This is a genomic window from Geodermatophilus saharensis, assembly GCF_900188205.1.
Taxonomy (GTDB): domain Bacteria; phylum Actinomycetota; class Actinomycetes; order Mycobacteriales; family Geodermatophilaceae; genus Geodermatophilus; species Geodermatophilus saharensis.
Genome location: NZ_FZOH01000002.1, coordinates 764,702 through 779,295 on the forward strand (window position 1 = coordinate 764,702; position 14,594 = coordinate 779,295).

Sequence of the window (14,594 nt, forward strand, 5' to 3'; positions counted from 1 at the left end):
GATGTCCTCGCGACCAGGTGCCCGTCGCTTGGTGCGCGCTTCAACCAGGTGCCTCTGAGCTAGAGATCTAGACGCAATACCGCCGGTAAACCGGAGCTCGAGCTTGGGCTCAGCCGCCATCCTGTTCCATCCCACCTGTTTCGTGCTGGTGTCGTGCGGCAGCCTGCTCAAGGCTCGTCACCGGAGCGTCACCGGAGCGTCACCGCAAGACGTACGGCCCGGTGCTCAGCGTGTGCTGAGCAGCCCGGTGAGCCCGGGGATCAGGGCCGCCAGAGGACTGGGGGTCCAGGCCAGTCGGCGCCGGAAGTCGGCGCGTCGCGCCAGTGACGTGTGCCTCAGTACTGCCACGGCAGTTGTGAACGATGGTGTGGTGCAGGCGGGCGCCAGCTTCCGCGACTTCGACGGAGGCCGCCGCTACGTCGTCCGTAACGCCCCGATCCGGGCGCAGGCCGAGCGGCGGCTGCGCGAGGCCTTCCGCGACCGCGGCCGCACCGAGACCCCGCCGGTGCCCACGGACAGCCGGCTGCACGCCCTGGCCGCCCGCTGGCTGGCCGACGTCGACGACAGCGAGCTGGCCGACGGCACCAAGCGCCTCTACCGGTTCACCGTGCACGCCTACGTCCTGCCCGGACTCGGGGAGCTGCGGCTGCGCGAGGTCACCGTCCCGGCCATAGACCGGCTGCTCGCCTCGGTCCACACCGACCACGGCCCCGGTGCAGCGAAGTCCGCCCGCAGCGTCCTCTCGGGCATCCTCGGCCTGGCCGTACGCCACGGCCTGCTGACCACCACAACCCCGTCCGCGACACCCCCGCGCGGCGCACGGCCCGCACCGCCCGCGGTCCCCGGGCACTCACCGCTCAGGAAGCTCACCTGCTGCAGGAACGGCTGGCCGCCGACTCCGCGGCGGCACGTCAGGACCTGCCCGACCTCGTCGACTCCTCCTCGGCACCGGCCTGCGCATCGGTGAGGCCTGCGCGCTCCGTGCCTCGGATGTGGACCTCGACGCCGCCACGCTGACCGTCACGGGAACCGTGATCCGCGAGCGAGGGCGCGGCCTGGTCATCCAGGACGTGCCGAAGACCACCGCCGGCCTGACCCAGGACGTCTACGTCGGCCGCGGCACCGCCAGCCCGAGGACCGCCGCGGTCATCCGCCGAGCCCTGTAGCGCCCGTACTCCTGAGGGCTCCCCCGCGACCCATCGCTGCTGGGCGTCCGCGCGACGGAAGTCACGGTCCTCACCGGCGCTCCGGCAGCGGCTCGTGAAGCTCCAGGCCGGTACCACTATCCGCTTGAGTCGCAAGAATCCCGTGACTTCGGGGTGCGCGACGGCGCTGGGTGAGAACCCGTGTGGGCCGCGGAGACCGGCCTGGCCAAACGCCGGACGCCTTCGACGAAGCCGGTGGAGCGGACGTGGAACGTCACCTGTTCGACGTCGCGGGAAGGCGGTGACGTCGACCCCGCCGTCGCCCAGTGAGCATCGTGGGCAGCGCGTCGGTGAAGCCGAGGACAGCTCGGGGCGGCCGCGATCGGGACTGGAGAGGACCAGCCCCTCGCGAGTGGTCGCTCAGCGGGGCGCGACGCCCTGGTCGGCGCTCCGCGGCGTCGACGTCACCATGTCGCCGGACACCGCCGACAGCACCCGGTCGACGTAGTCCCGGACCGCGACCTGCATCTCAACGTCCCGGCCGGCCTCCTGGGACAGGCGCCACCGGTGCTCGAGGACCTCGTGGAAGACCTCGGCGTCGTTCAGCCGGCCGCGCAGGTGGGCGGGGATGGCGGCGATCGTCGGCTGGTACACCTCAGTCAGCCAGCGGAGGGCGGCCGCCGTCTCGGAGACCGGGCCCTTCTCCACCGCGAGCCCGGCCCGGTAGCTCGCGATGTCGGCGAGGAGGCGGCGGGCCTGCTTCTCCTGCACGTCCAACCCGGTCCGGGTGAACAGCGCCCGCCGGCAGTCACCGGGTTCGGCGACGCGGGTGGTGAAGCGCAGCCGGCTACCCCCGGCCGGATCCTCGACCAGGTCCATCTCGCCGACGTCGAAGCCCAGGTCCTGCAGCCTGCGGATGCGTTCGGTGACGTGGAACCGCTGCTCCTCGCGGGGCATCACCTCCTCGCTGGTCAGTTCGGCCCACAGCTGCTCGTAGCGCGCCACCAGGTCGGCCGCGGCGAGGGCCGGATCGAGATCCCCGGCCAGGGAGCCGCGGCGCCGCAGGTCGGTCAGTTCCTCGACGACCCGGGCATAGGCGACCTCCGTGTCGTGGTCGCGCTGGCGCTGGGTGAGGCGCTCGTGCACCTCCCCGGTCTCGACGTCGACGAGGTAGGCCGCCAGCGTCCCGGCGTCGAACCGGAACAGGGTGTTGGACAGCGAGCAGTCGCCCCAGACGACGCCGGCCAGGTGCAGCCGGACCAGCAGCTCGACCTGGGCGTTCATCACCCGGTCGATCAGGCGCAGCCCCCGCGGATTGGCGAACAGGGCGAGGAAGGACGAGGAGTAGTCCAGGAACCGGGTGACGAGCACCGCCTCCTGCCCGCCGGGCCGGTCGACGACGACGCCGATCACCTCGACCGCCGGGATGCCGAGCTCCCGCAGTCGGCGCAGCACCTCGTACTCGCGGCGGGCGGGGTGCTCGGGCAACTCCTTGAGCGCGAACACACCCCCGGCCTCGGCCACGAACCGGACGACGTGGCGGGTGCGCCCGTGCTGCGGGATCTCGACGATCCGGTCGTCGGTCCACTGCGGGAGCGGGGTGTCCCAGGGGAGGGTCAGCAGATCGGCGGCCGCCTGCGCAGGAGGGCTGAACACGAAACGCATCCCGGACCTCCGGTCCTCGGACGGGGTTCCCTGTCAGGTTAGCGCGCGGCTCCTCGACGCCTGCTCGATCAGGGTCACCGTGGTCGTCGGGTCACGTGGCCGCGCACGCCGCCTCGCGTGATCAAGGCCCGGAAGGTCGAACAGCCGGCTCCGGGCCGTCCCTCGGGCCGACGGATGAGTCCGCGGCGAGCGTCGCCGGCAGCGAGACCTGACATCCGGCGGTCACGGCGACGCGGGCGTCGCCGTCCTGCCGTTCGGCGACGAAGGCTCTCTACACCGGTCGGTTCGTAGGAGGACGACTGTGGACGCCGGGCGACCCGAAAGTCGGGGGTTCGGACCGAGCAGCGCGATTGATGGTCGGCGCATCGCACCACCGACGAGGCGCTCACCAGGAGCTTTGCTCCCCCGATTGGACTCGAACCAATAACCCTGCGAGTGAATCTTGAGGTGGTTGGCGGCGGTCGGTCGGCGACGAATGTGCAGATCAGCGGCCGTTCACGTCATCGGTCGGGGTTGGCCGCCGTCGGCCTTTGACGGTGGTTTGTTGGTCGTAAGTTGGTCGTGTCGTCGACGCATGCCCGGTTCGAGAGCCGGTCGCGGGACTTCGTCGCCTCACCGCGAAGAGCCGGGCCCGTCCAACCAGCGGTCGGGTTACAGACGTGAGCGGCTCCCCCTCGCGCGCCACCATCCCGGAACGGATCAGCTCCCAGGTCAGTCGGACCAGGCCGGTGGCCGCTTGCCGAGGAAGGCGTCCAGCCCCCCTCGCGGAAATCCGCCGTCGCGCCGAGTGCCACTGCCTCCTCCCGCTCGACGGCCAGGCCCTGCTCGAAGGGAAGGTCGACACCGTCAGTGATGCAGCGCCGGATCGCCGCCAGCGCCCGAGCCGTTTCCGGGCCAGCCTCTCGACGTAGCCCTTCACCTCCTCGCGGAGCCGCTCGCCCGCCACCACGACGTCCACGAGGCCTATGCCGTGGGCTTCCTCGGCGGCGAGCAGGGTGCCGTCGTGGAGGGAGCGCAGCGCCCGCGGCCGGCCCAGCAAGCGGGCCGGCGCCTGTGTCGCCCCGACCGGCGGGATGAACGTGATGTCGATCTCGGGCTGCCCGAGCCGGGCGGTGCTCGCCGCGAAGCGGACATGGCAGTGCAGCACCATCTGCGGGCCGCCGCCGACCGCGGTGCCGTGCACGGCCGCCAGCAGCGGTTTCGGCGACGCGCGCATCATCCGCACAAGGTCGTGGCACTCATCCACCCAACGACGCATGCCTCCGTCGTCCATGGCGGCGAAGACCCTCAGGTCCGCCCCCACGCTCAAGTGCGCATCGAGAGCGCTACCGATCACCACGTGAACGGTGGGGTCCGTGAGGTGTCACTCCAGTGCCTCCGGGACTTCTCGAAGCCGCTCCGAGTGAAAGGCGTTGACCGGCGGGCGGTCGTACTCGATCCAGCCCATCCGCTCGTGCACCGTCACTCCCAGAAAGTCGACCGTCCACCCTCGCCTCCGCACCGTTGACCGACCCGGGAAGCCAGGCTCGCTTCGGGACCGCGGCTGGGCGGAGTTTCAAGCGGGGGAAACGAGCAAGAGCTCCCCGCTGCCTTGCCTAGGCCCTACGGCAGTCAGCATCGGCTGGGCCGGAATGCCTGCTGGTACGGTGCGCGGCCAACAGATTTCTCGGCCGGCGGGGACGACGCCGCAACGACATCTGCCGCAGCCCGCTCCGACGCCTCGTGGGAGGACAGAGCTTGAGGACCTGCTTCCGCCACTCTTCTCAGTCCTGAGTCGATCAGTCGTCGGTGGCGACCAAAGATCGGGTGACCGGCTGGCCAGTGGCCCGGTTGCGCTAGGTGGCGGGAGCCAGCTTCCGGGGACGCTGGGCGATGCCGGCGGACTACGCCGGTAAGGGTGTTCGAATGACCCGCGTGGGCCGGACATCTCTAAATCCGGAGCGGGCTCGGGCTGAGGCAGCGCGATGAACCGGAGGCGGTGACGTCGGGAACGGCACCGAGCAACCGCCACCCATTGCCTCGACCGTACGCGCCTGGCTCGAGCATCATCTCCGAGCACGTAGTCTCTTCACGCCGACCTCAGGGGCATCGCTCAACCTGGTGGAGGCGGCCTATTCGATTAGCACCCGGCAGGCGCTGCGCCGCAGCAATTTCTCCATCATTGCCGACCTCATCGCCGCCATCAAGCGCCTCATCGCCGTCTGAAACGAACGCTTCGCACCTTTCGCCTAGACCAAGGGCCCTACACGGCCATCGTCATCGTCAAGGCCACCGACCCACGCCGCCGCAAGACACAGGCGACGTCAGTGACGGAGCACTAGAGGTCGTAGAGCGCCCTGTAGCCAGCAGCGATCGCAAACAGCCTTCTTATCCACAGGACGAAGACAGCGAATAGCGCCCAACTTGCCAAGAGGAGCAGGACGGCCGTCGAGATTTTGATCGGGTAACCCGAAAACAATCTAATGTATCCCGCGGTGGCGAACCCGACGGAGAGGAGGCTAAATATTACGACAATAGCTCTCCTACTGTAGCGGTCCACATCGAGGGAGCCCCTTCGGACGTCCCAGTGCTCGAACACCAAAACGCTTCCCCCGGCGGCCCAATAGACGTACGTCTCGAGATCGTTAAGGAAGGCGCCAGCGCGCATCTGACGGACTTGTTCACCAGCGTAGATCGCCAGCGCCAGGAGGCACACCACAGGGATGGCCAGAGCAAGGATTCCGACCGAAAGCCAAGGAACCCTATCCCATAATTCCGCCGCGGCCGCTGCTAGCAGCCCGACCGCTGCGGCTCCGAAGCTCAGGATCGATATTTGCCCCGCAAGGGCAACTTGGACGTCGTTCCTAACAGCCGAGTACTCTTGCGCCACCAAGGTTGTGAGTTGCTGTTGCTGAACCTGAGCCAACCCCAGCCTGGGTGGTGGCGGAGCTATGGGAGGCAGGCGCCATGCAAAGATAGACATGTAGTGAGTGTCCTACGAGGTCGGGAAGGTCCTCGCCTTGACCTCTTGGAATATACGCCGTGGGTACGGCCAGGTAGGACACAATTGTCTCTCGCGCAAAGCACCGCGCTAACCTCGACGTCCTCCGACGGAGGAAGCTGCGACGAGCATGGCGATGAACCGGATGCGCACGCTCCTCGCGTTCGCCAGGACCATGCGGTCCTCGTCCGTGCGCTCGTCGGGGTCGTCCTCGTCCTCGGTCATCTCGCGTAGGCCCGGCCGGTCGAGGTCGCGGTAGCGCTGGAACACCTGTTTCGCGCTGAGCACGTCGGGCGGGACGATCCCGCACCTGGCGATCATCCCGGCAAGACTGCGCGCGGTGAACGCTCCACGGCTGTAGCCGAAGAGGGAGATCTGGTCTCCAGGTTGATGGTGCTCGGCGATGAATCGATTGCCTCCCGGATGTTGCTGTCCATACCACGGCCGAGGATCCCGCCGCGCCACCAATTACACGGGTTATTGCCGACGCCTTTGATGTAGCACTTCTTCTGTCCCCCGCCGTCGGGCGCGCGTGGGGGCTCCTTCAACCGAAGCTGCAGCAATCCCATGTTGGTGTCGTCCGTCGGGTCGTTCCAGGTCCCGTCCATGAAGACCGCATGTCTCACGATGCTTCCCAGGATCTCGCGCAGGACCACCGGATGAAGTGGTTCGGTCAGGCGGCAACTCGTCGGCCTTACACCGTCCGTCTGGTGCAGCCGGCGAGCATGGGTGCGTCCCCAGACAGGTAGCGGGCACGCACGCGAACGGCGTCGATCGCCGTGATCAGCAATGAGGCGACTCCGGACTCGTCGTGGACGGTTCAGCGCTGCGCGGCGGCCGTGGGCATCGGCATGCCCACGTCCTCAACGAAGCACGATGTGTGGCTTCACCCCGTTCCCGGTCGTAGTCCGTCTCTCCCGGTGGTGACCCAAGGCGACTGTCCGCGAGACCCGTCACTGGGACTTCACCTGGCTGTCACCGCAGCCGATCGGCGCTCACGGCGGCACTCTGATACATGGCGTTGCTCCTCGGTCACCACCGCGCCAGAGGATGGGACAGCGACGTGCCGCCGTGTCCGCGCGCTGCCGGGCGGTAGCGGCTCCAGCGGCGCCCACTGTGCTTCCATCGACGTGAGCAGTTCGCGGCGGAGATGCTCGCACCGTTGACCAGATTCGATCAGCGGGACAGGGCGCGACCTAGGTGCGCGGGTTACAGGTTCACCGGCGCCCACAGAAGCGCCCCTGGCGGTGTATCCTTGCGATTTGCGTTATGCCATATACGGCCCACGGAGCCGCTGGCGCTCAGGGCTACGGTAACGGCTGCTTTGCCGCGTCCCCGCCCAGCACCGAACGCGCCTTAAGTTCGTGCTCCTTCTTGAGTTCGTGCTCCTTGTCGCTCTTCTTCTCCTGCTGCCTCAGCTCGGCCTGGCTCTTGAGAGCGCCGCTGACGGAGTTGGCGCCGAAGTAGAACGCCGCCACGGCGGTGACCAGGGTGCCGAGCACGGTGACCAGCTGCTTGGCCAGGTCGTCGGCCGCCTGGTTTTCTAGCGGGTCGGGCAGCAGGGTCACGTCGTAGAGCGTCGTCCCGTCGGCACCGGTCACGGCGACCGACCGCTGGATCCGCTCGGTCGGGATGGTCGCCAAACGGGCGGCGTCGATGCGCTCCAGCGTCCGCAGCTCATCGACGGTGGGCGGGACCCGGCGTGTGGTGTTGAACAGGAAGACCGCCGCGATGAAGAAGAGCAGTATCAGCATCAGGGCGATGACGGCGCGGATGCTGCCCCGGGGCAGGCCCATCGCCTCGTCTTCATTGACCAGCCCCAGCCGCTTGAGCACGATCGTGAGCGTCGCAACCACCATGATGAGGACGACGGCGGCCGCGACGAAGACCAGCGAGAGCGTGATTTCCGGTCCGTGGCGCTGCGTGCCGGCGAAGAGCCGGAGCAGCAGCCAGACGATCAACGCCAGCATCCCAGCGCTTACGGCGGCCGCCCAGAAGAGTGCCGCCAGCGCCGACCACTGACGATTCCCGTGCTCGCCGCGGCCGAGCGCTACTGCGTGCTGGCGGGTGATTAGGCCCACCCAGCGGCGATGGTCGGGCGACTTTGGCTCATCCTCATCGGCCGTCCGGTCGACTTGCTGAGACGATTGCGGGTCCATGCACCCCCCAGCGCGTGTGCGATGCGCCGTCCCCTTTGTGAGGCTGCCTCAAGGTTCCCGCTGACCACGTTCATGGTCAATGCAATCAGACGCGGTCCCTGCGCTGGCGCGACGTCGAGTACGGCACCCGGACCGAGTCCGATCACCTGGTAAACCTCACCGACAACGTCTTGGGAAAGGGTGAGGCGGCTTGTACCGCTTACCAGGGACGGCGCCCGGAAGCCAGTGCGAGCCGCCCGGCCGCCATTCCGATCATCATGGCCCATTTGATCATCGCTGCGGCGTTCGCGGGCAGCCGCTTGTGGTCCCGGCTCCTCCTTAGGTGCGCGGCGATCCCTATGAGTTGATCTTGTGGTGGTCGACAGGAGCTGGCCGTGATGAACATGCCCATGAATGCCTGTTCGCATGATCGGCCGATGTTGGTCATCGTCGGGCGTGGAGGGTGGTTCGTTGGTCGTGAGTGAAGAAACCCCGTGGGCCGGACGCCTCCAGACTTGGCAGCAGCCAGGGAGGAGGCCCCGGTTGGGGAGGGTCAGCAAGTATTCGGAGGAGTTCCGCCGGCAGGCGGCGATGCTCGTCGTCGACGGCGGCCGCGGCGTCCGCGACGTCGCTCGAGAGCTCGACGTCAACCACGAGACGCTGCGCAACTGGGTCGGTGCGCTCAAGCGGGAGCGGGCCACATCCGGCGGGCCGGTCAGCGGCGATGAGCGGGCCCAGCTGGCCCGGCTGCGCCGCCGCGTGGCCGAGCTGGAACTCGAGAAAGAGATCCTGAAAAAGCCGCGGTCTTCTTCGCCCGGGAGACGGGGCGGTGAGCCGGAGCGCGGTCTTCGGCTTCATCGCCGCGGAGAAGACCACCAACGGCGTGCGCCGTCTCTGCCGGGGTCCTCGGGGTCAGCAAACGGGTGGCCCGGCTGATGCGCCTGGGCGCTATGGAGGGCATCCACCGGCGCCGGCGCGGCAAGTACGGCCGCTGCACGCGCTCGACCGCGACCGCCGGGGACCCGTCGAGCGGAACTTCACCGCTGCTGCGCCCGACCGGCTGTGGGTCGCCGACATCACCTACCTGCGCACCTGGGAGGGCTTCCTCTACCTGGCCGTCGTCATCGACGCCTGCACCCGCAAGGTCGTGGGCTGGGCGATGGCCGACCACCTGCGCACCAAACTGGTCCTCGACACGGTCGGCATGGCCCTGTTCGCCCGCCGGCCAGCGCCCGGACTGGTGCACCACTCCGACCGCGGCAGCCAGTACACCGCCTACGAGTTCGGCAAGACGCTGCGCACCTCAGGCCTGCTCGCGTCGGTGGGCCGGGTCGGCTCGGCGTTCGACAACGCGCTGGCCGAGTCGTTCTTCGCGACGCTGAAGGCCGAACTGGTCTACCGGCGGGCCTGGCCCACCCGGGACGAGCTGGAGATGGAGGTCGTCAGTTACATCGAGGGCTTCTACAACCCGCGCCGCCGCCACAGCCGGCTCGACAACCTCAGCCCGGCCGACTTCGAGCAAATGCTCACGATACAGAACGAGGCGTCCGCCTGACGGGGGTCACTTCAGTCTCCGGCGCCAACCGCCACGACAGCATGCTGGTCGAGCCGATCCTGGACTCCGTGCCGGCGATCCACCGCCGCGGCCGCGGACATCCGCGCCGCCGACCGGTCAAGCTGCACGGGGACAAGGGGTATGACAACCCGCGGGTCCGCCGCTACCTGCGCCGCCGCAGGATCACCGCGAGGATCGCCCGCCTCGGCCGGGACTTCAGCGCTCGCCTGGGCCGGCACCGCGGGGTGGTCGAGCGCACGCTGGGCTGGCTGTTGTCCTACAAACGCCTGGCTCCGCGCTACGACCGCAGCGCTTCCACGATCACCGCGCTCGTCCGACTGGCTGTCACTTCATCTGCGCCCGAAGCCTACCGAGGAACTAATGCGTCTCCTAGAAGCCCGCCGCCTCGGCGGCCATGCGCCGGGCGAGTCGTACGGCGCCTGACACTGGCTCATCCGGTAGTGACTGGATGTCATGCATGCCACGGCGCTCCAGCTCCCTGCGAACTAGTCCCCCTAGAAGCGCGCTGCCCCGCAGTACCCCCCCGGCCAGGACGACCGGTCCGCTCAGCCGGAGGCGGTCCGCGACTACGGCCGCCAGGCTGCCCAGCGTGCCCGCTGCGCCCGTGACGACCAATAGCGCCTCGGGATCGCCGGCCGCGGCGAGGTCGATGACGACACGCGCCCGTGGCCCGGCAGACCGAGCAGCGGGCCCGCCGCGGACGCAGCGCCACCGTCGAGGTCAGGTCGCGGACCCGGCGTGCTCGGGCGTGGCCCCGCGGGCGCAGCGCGCCACCGCAGCCGGGGCAGGCGATGGCGCCCGCGGCCAGGTCGGTCTCGACCCGGTCGGGCACAGCGACGCCGATCACGACACGACGGGCAGCAGGCGGGGCGCACGGTGCACGAGCGTGGTCTACCAGCCTCCGCAACGTCAGGGGTCAACTGGTGTTGCTCGACGACCAGCCCGCCCGAACCGACGATGCCGACAGTTGTCGCTGGCACACGGGACCCGCTCGTGCCAGAGGTAGACCTCATCGCACATGACGATTACCGAGGCGGCCGGCTTGCGGCAATGCACCTGCTAGAACTCGGGCATCGAAAAATCGCGCGGGCACCGACTTCTCGCCCGCACACGACGCGCAGGACACCGGAGAATGATATGGCGGAGGCAGAGAACCGAGGAGGCGAACGCCGGTGAGCGCGAGGTCGCCGGCCACTTCTCGACGTCCGGGCAGACCATTTCGACGACGATTCGCGGGACGTCCTGCCGCGCCGCAAGTATGTGACCTGGTGCCCGGCAAGGACATGGTGCTCGTCATGAACACCGGCGTGGAGGCGGTCGAGAGCGGGATCAAGGTGGCCCGCAAGTCTCGTCCTCATCCTCGTCCGGCACCTCGATATTGCGCGAGTTGAGCAGGATGGCCGGAGACGGTGCCAGGAGCAGCCGGTCCCGGAGGGAGTCCATGTCGGCCAACCGGGACAGCTCGAGCAGCACGCCATAACCCGCGTACTTCCACACGTGGGAGTCGCCCTCGTTGGCGTAGAGCTGGATACCGCTGTCGTCGGGTAGCCGTAACGCGTAGTACACACCGCGATAGCTGCTGTCGCGCTGACGCAGGTTGAGGCCGAGACGGGCTTCGACGAATCGATGCGCCTCCTCCAGATCGGACGCGGAGAACCCGTAGGTGTCGAAACGCTCGGTGCTCATCTCTTCCTCAGTCGGTAAGCGGAATCGTCTGGCGCAGGGTCTCGGTGCTGGCCTCGCCGATGGGCTTCCTGGCCGCCCCGACGTCCTGGAACAGCATGATCTTGACCTCTCGGGCGAAGCCTTCGCCTGCCTCTCGCAGGTTGCCTCGCAGCTTCTTCGCGAAGGCGCCGAGGCCCAGCTCGGCGACCTGCTCGTCCGAGAGTGGTCCGATACGACTCGGGCTCGGCTTGACTTCCATGCCGGCAGTGCGTGCCTTCCGGAACAGGTCCTTGCCCGTGATGGCCACATCGAAGTCGCTAGCCGGATCGAATGGAACCTTACGTTTGTAGGAGATGCCGGAGACCGAACTGCCTTGCAGGAACGCCTCACCCTCGCGGTCGACTTTCTTCAGGGCTCGGTCGAGCTCCTTCTTGGCTGTCGCCTTGAAGCTCTGCCAGTGCTCGGCGTTCCGGAAACCGAAGGGAATGTCCTCTGGGGAACCGGCGCCCGCAGCCAACGCCTGGGCCTGTTTGCGTTGCCCCGCCCATGCTGTCATGCGGGACTGCAGGGCCGCTTCGTCCAGTCCTGGTTCGACCTCGCCCCAGTACTTGAAGAATGCGGTGGCCTCGCGCTCGTTCATGCCCAGTGAGTCGGCGTGTTTGAGGACGCGCCGGTATGCCTCGATCGCCGCGATGTGCCCTTCCTGCACTGCGAGCTTCATCTCCGGCGCCAAGGACTCGTACCACGCGTCTGCCTTCGCATTCTTCAGGATGGTGCCCAGGTCCTCGATGGTCTTCCGGGCACTGAGGAACACGGCCCACACGAACCTCCCAAACTCCTCGAGGCCGGGAATGATGACCGCGCGGAGGTACTGCGGTGGCCGCAGGACGGCTCGCCAGGCCGCTTTGGCCTCCGTTTCAAGCTCTGCGGCCCGATGCAGGCTCTCTTTGACCTCCTGCTTTAACTTCGCGATCTGCGCCAGCTTGGCGTCGAACTCGAGGAGATTCCCCGTCTCCTCCAGTGCCTTGACCGCGGGGGCGAGCTCCTCCAGGGCACGGATCGCCGCGCCGGTGCTGGCGATGTCCATCCCGAGGCCGATGACGGCGATCACGCACCAGCCCATCCATGGCTTCTCGGAAAGGAGCTTCGCTCCGTACGTTGCCGATTCCTGGTCGTACTTCTCGAACTCCGTTAGTGCCTGGTAGGCGCCGATGCCCACGGCTGCGGCCCCCGCGGCCACGGCGACCGTGCCACCGCCCATCGTCACCAGCCCGGCGGCGACGGCGAGAACGGCCAGCAGGAGGTTGACGGCGCGTTCGTCCCCCTTGATCTGCTCACGCCGGTCCTGGACGATTTCGTAGTAGATCGTGCCCGGCTCGATGCGCTGCATGCTCAGCGACGCGTTGTAGAGCAGATCGAGCTTGAAGACCAGCTCCGGGTCGTCTTTCAGGTACTGGTGCGACTTGGCAATGTCCGACCGCCGCTCGGCGATGTAGTCCGTGAGCATCGAGCCGACTTCGCTCTTTTCGGCCGATGCGAGCTCCTTGCGGTCGAATGATTGCTCACCGATCAGTGGCTCGTCCGGGGTGGCGCCCTTCACCACGGCTTCCGCTGCGGCTTCCTCAGCCGCGGCTGAAGAGCGTAGCCGCGCCTTGAGCTCGACGTCGCCCTTTGCATAACCGCCGAGATCACGGGTGATCAGGCTGGCCGTAGCGCGGAGGTTCGCCGCCTCCTGGTAGTGCGCCTTGGCGCCACTGGCCCGCACCCGATCCGCGATGCCCGACGCGACAGCGGGATCCGCGTAACGACGTTCCTGTTCCCAGAGCACGTGCTCGTAGCGCTGGAGCATGTCGTGGCCGATGGCGACGGTTTCCTTCACGAATGCCCGCTCGTAGGCCTTGCACATCGACTCGAAGGCATCGATGGAGTCGAACCCCGCCGACTTGAGCTCGGCCGTGATCGCCGCGCGTTCGGCCTCTTCATCGGCGATACGGTCGGCAATGTCCTGGTAGTCAGCCGGGACCGCATCCGGGCCCACGAACTCCCTCGGTGCGTTTGCAAGCCTGCGGAATTCCTTGACGCGACGATAAAGACTCAGCCGATCGGTGAGGCGCGTCTTGATCGCCGCGCGTTCCACGCTCTGGTTCTCGCGCACGTCGACACTGAGACGATAGCGGTCGAGCGACACGTCGAGGGCGTTCCACTCTGTCGTCTCTGCAGTGACCTTGCTCTTGTAGTCCGCGCGCTCGGCCGGGGTCATGGCCTGGACCTTCTTTGCAACGCGCAGGGCAATCGCGAAGTCGTGCGGATCAAGTTTCTGTTGCGACGTCGAATCGAAGAGGAACTCTCTGACCTCGGGTGGGAGGGCGTCGAGATCGAGAAGCTGGCTCCGCAGCTGAAGCCAGTACGCCGCCTGCTCACGGTCGATCTCCGAGGTACCCAGCTTGGTGTCCTTCGGAGTGCCGGTAGCCGTGTAGAACGCGGCGTCGGTGCGCTCGTTGAGCGACTGCTTCTGCTCCGCGGTCATAGTCGACACGATTTGTGCGCTCTCTGCGAGCTTCTGCCGGCTGCGGGCGAGCCCGAGGGTGACGGGCAGGATCACGAACCCAAGTGCTGCGTCTGCCCGGGTGACCGCTCTGCCGGTACCTGTCCAGTGCCAGTGCTGCTCGGCGATCTTCTGCTTGGCCTCTTCGGCGTTCGACAGATGGTGGTACTGGCGCGCGAACTCGACCAGCAGCTCCTGCTCGGTCATCTCCGTCGTCACCGCGACTCGAAAGTGGAACTTGTGTCCGGTCGGTTCCTTCTTCGCCTGCTGGGGCTTGCGTACCTTCCGCTGGATGCGTGGACCCGTCCTGCGCTGCTGCACGACATGCGCCAGCTCGTGCGCGAGGATCCGGCGGCCTTCCTGGGTCGTGGGTCGGTATTGGCCGTCGCCGAACGCGATCTCGTTGCCGACCGTGAACGCACTCGCGCCGAGCGCGGCGGCCGCGCCGGCGGCCTCGGTCCCGACGTGGATACGCACGTCCGAGAGGTCCGCACCGAGTTGGCGTTGCATGTCGTCGCGCACCGACCTGCTCAGCGCTCCGGAGCCGGGTACCTGGGTCGGTTCCTCGGACGTGGACGAGACGGTGGCATCGCCGCCTGCGACGGTGCCGGCCTCTGGGGAGCCGTCGGTCGTGCCTTCGTCCTCGACCGTGTCCTCAACGCCGTCGGCACGGGCTTCGGCATCGTTCTCGGCCGGGCCGTGGACGTGGAGGAGCCGGCCGACGGCCTGATTCCCGACCGCGCGTTGCAGCTGGAGGATCTGGCCCATGTCCTGATCGGGCACGGACGGATCGCGTTCACCCGCGCCGGCTTCGAGCAGCGTCGCTCGCTCCGGCGTTTTCGGCTCGTTGGCGAAACTCGACATGGCGGCTCTCTCGTGG

At 67.9% G+C, this 14,594-nt stretch carries 11 protein-coding genes and 2 pseudogenes; 5 read left to right on the top strand and 8 right to left on the bottom strand.

The window, feature by feature from the left end; genetic code table 11:
• Positions 1-370: 370 nt before the first annotated feature.
• Both CHC04_RS07875 and CHC04_RS25215 read left to right on the top strand, forming a co-directional pair.
• Positions 371-967, top strand: a complete 597-nt coding sequence (locus CHC04_RS07875) for a phage integrase central domain-containing protein (protein ID WP_141233721.1) — start codon at positions 371-373, stop codon at positions 965-967.
• 64 nt (positions 968-1,031) lie between these two features.
• The gene (locus CHC04_RS25215) at positions 1,032-1,166 is read left to right on the top strand and encodes a hypothetical protein (RefSeq protein WP_281252202.1); all 135 of its coding nucleotides are present in this window, start codon (positions 1,032-1,034) and stop codon (positions 1,164-1,166) included.
• 399 nt (positions 1,167-1,565) lie between these two features.
• On the opposite strand, the gene CHC04_RS07885 is transcribed toward CHC04_RS25215, so the two are convergent.
• The 6 genes and pseudogenes from CHC04_RS07885 to CHC04_RS07905 form a co-directional block, all read right to left on the bottom strand.
• A complete protein-coding gene (locus tag CHC04_RS07885; RefSeq protein WP_089403271.1) occupies positions 1,566-2,810 on the bottom strand; it encodes a DUF4032 domain-containing protein in 1,245 nt (414 codons plus the stop codon).
• Positions 2,811-3,294: 484 nt separating this feature from the next.
• Positions 3,295-4,155, bottom strand: a pseudogene (locus tag CHC04_RS07890) (enoyl-CoA hydratase/isomerase family protein); the annotation flags it as partial.
• Between the two features lie 972 nt (positions 4,156-5,127).
• Positions 5,128-5,679, bottom strand: coding sequence for a hypothetical protein (locus tag CHC04_RS07895; RefSeq protein WP_089403273.1), 552 nt, complete (start codon positions 5,677-5,679; stop codon positions 5,128-5,130).
• Between the two features lie 201 nt (positions 5,680-5,880).
• Positions 5,881-6,195 (bottom strand): T6SS phospholipase effector Tle1-like catalytic domain-containing protein, encoded by a 315-nt coding sequence (locus CHC04_RS07900; protein WP_245817062.1) that lies wholly within the window; start codon positions 6,193-6,195, stop codon positions 5,881-5,883.
• Entirely contained in the window at positions 6,108-6,446 is a 339-nt protein-coding gene (locus tag CHC04_RS24840) for a DUF2235 domain-containing protein (protein WP_245817064.1), read from the bottom strand. Before CHC04_RS24840 ends, CHC04_RS07900 begins: the two co-directional genes overlap by 88 nt.
• A gap of 651 nt (positions 6,447-7,097) precedes the next feature.
• A complete protein-coding gene (locus tag CHC04_RS07905; RefSeq protein ID WP_141233722.1) occupies positions 7,098-7,949 on the bottom strand; it encodes a hypothetical protein in 852 nt (283 codons plus the stop codon).
• A gap of 405 nt (positions 7,950-8,354) precedes the next feature.
• On the opposite strand from CHC04_RS07905, the gene CHC04_RS25520 reads away from it, so the two are divergent.
• From CHC04_RS25520 to CHC04_RS07920, 3 genes and pseudogenes are all read left to right on the top strand, one after another.
• A complete protein-coding gene (locus CHC04_RS25520; protein WP_425432452.1) occupies positions 8,355-8,864 on the top strand; it encodes a transposase in 510 nt (169 codons plus the stop codon).
• Positions 8,758-9,483, top strand: coding sequence for an IS3 family transposase (locus CHC04_RS07915; protein ID WP_089403277.1), 726 nt, complete (start codon positions 8,758-8,760; stop codon positions 9,481-9,483). Before CHC04_RS25520 ends, CHC04_RS07915 begins: the two co-directional genes overlap by 107 nt.
• Positions 9,480-9,865: pseudogene (locus tag CHC04_RS07920) on the top strand (transposase). Before CHC04_RS07915 ends, CHC04_RS07920 begins: the two are co-directional and overlap by 4 nt.
• A 968-nt stretch (positions 9,866-10,833) precedes the next feature.
• On the opposite strand, the gene CHC04_RS23490 reads toward CHC04_RS07920, so the two are convergent.
• Complete coding sequence (locus tag CHC04_RS23490) at positions 10,834-11,190, bottom strand: hypothetical protein (protein WP_141233723.1); 357 nt, start codon at positions 11,188-11,190, stop codon at positions 10,834-10,836.
• Positions 11,191-11,197: 7 nt separating this feature from the next.
• On the bottom strand, positions 11,198-14,578 hold the full coding sequence (locus CHC04_RS07930; RefSeq protein ID WP_089403279.1) for an eCIS core domain-containing protein: 3,381 nt from the start codon (positions 14,576-14,578) through the stop codon (positions 11,198-11,200).
• Positions 14,579-14,594 lie beyond the last annotated feature (16 nt).